Below are 653 nucleotides of genomic sequence, written 5' to 3'. Positions count from 1 at the left end.
GTACAAGCATTGTAGGTATCGTAGAAAACGGTGTTGGCATTTTAGGTAAATTATTCGGATTCTAAGTTTCCACATATAACATTTATTGAAAATATAAATAAACATTATAAAGGAGATAGTAATCATGGAAAAAATCGCAAACGCAGTAAAAAGTGCAATTGAAGCAGGTCAAAACCAAGACTGGACTAAATTAGGTACAAGTATCTTAGATATCGTTTCAAACGGTGTTACAGAATTAAGTAAAATCTTCGGTTTCTAAATCTAAAAATTAAACAATTTAAATATATAAAATTAAAAGAATGGAGCGATTTAAATGTCAAAATTAGTACAAGCAATTTCAGATGCAGTTCAAGCAGGCCAAAACCAAGATTGGGCTAAATTAGGTACAAGCATTGTAGGTATCGTAGAAAACGGTGTAGGCATTCTAGGTAAATTATTCGGATTTTAAGTTCGACAGATAACATTTTATTAATATATATAAACAATACAAAGGAGATAATGATCATGGAAAAAATCGCAAACGCAGTAAAAAGTGCAATTGAAGCAGGTCAAAACCAAGACTGGACTAAATTAGGTACAAGTATTTTAGATATCGTTTCAAACGGTGTAACTGAATTAAGTAAAATCTTTGGTTTCTAATTTAACGTTTATTT

3 protein-coding genes and 1 pseudogene are annotated in these 653 nt (G+C 30.2%); all 4 read left to right on the top strand.

The window, feature by feature from the left end; all coding sequences use genetic code 11:
• Window positions 1-65: pseudogene (locus HMPREF3134_RS11895) on the top strand (phenol-soluble modulin PSM-beta-3); the annotation flags it as partial.
• A gap of 59 nt (window positions 66-124) precedes the next feature.
• A complete protein-coding gene (locus HMPREF3134_RS01110) occupies window positions 125-259 on the top strand; it encodes a phenol-soluble modulin PSM-beta-2 (RefSeq protein WP_011276027.1) in 135 nt (44 codons plus the stop codon).
• Window positions 260-313: 54 nt separating this feature from the next.
• Window positions 314-448 (top strand): phenol-soluble modulin PSM-beta-3, encoded by a 135-nt coding sequence (locus tag HMPREF3134_RS01105; protein WP_011276028.1) that lies wholly within the window; start codon window positions 314-316, stop codon window positions 446-448.
• 56 nt (window positions 449-504) lie between these two features.
• Window positions 505-639 carry a phenol-soluble modulin PSM-beta-2 gene (locus HMPREF3134_RS01100; RefSeq protein ID WP_011276027.1) on the top strand — a complete coding sequence of 45 codons (135 nt, stop codon included), beginning with the start codon at window positions 505-507 and terminating at the stop codon, window positions 637-639.
• The last annotated feature ends 14 nt before the right edge of the window (window positions 640-653 follow it).

Source organism: Staphylococcus sp. HMSC14D10 (genome assembly GCF_001808125.1).
Taxonomy (GTDB): Bacteria; Bacillota; Bacilli; order Staphylococcales; family Staphylococcaceae; genus Staphylococcus; species Staphylococcus haemolyticus.
Note: the sequence above shows the minus strand (reverse complement) of the source record. Positions and strands in the feature narration are given on the sequence as shown.

Coding starts and splice junctions, on each gene's coding strand:
- HMPREF3134_RS01105 (WP_011276028.1), top strand. CDS start 314: ATGTCAAAATTAGTACAAGCAATTTCAGATGCAGTTCAAGCAGGCCAA.
- HMPREF3134_RS01100 (WP_011276027.1), top strand. CDS start 505: ATGGAAAAAATCGCAAACGCAGTAAAAAGTGCAATTGAAGCAGGTCAA.
- HMPREF3134_RS01110 (WP_011276027.1), top strand. CDS start 125: ATGGAAAAAATCGCAAACGCAGTAAAAAGTGCAATTGAAGCAGGTCAA.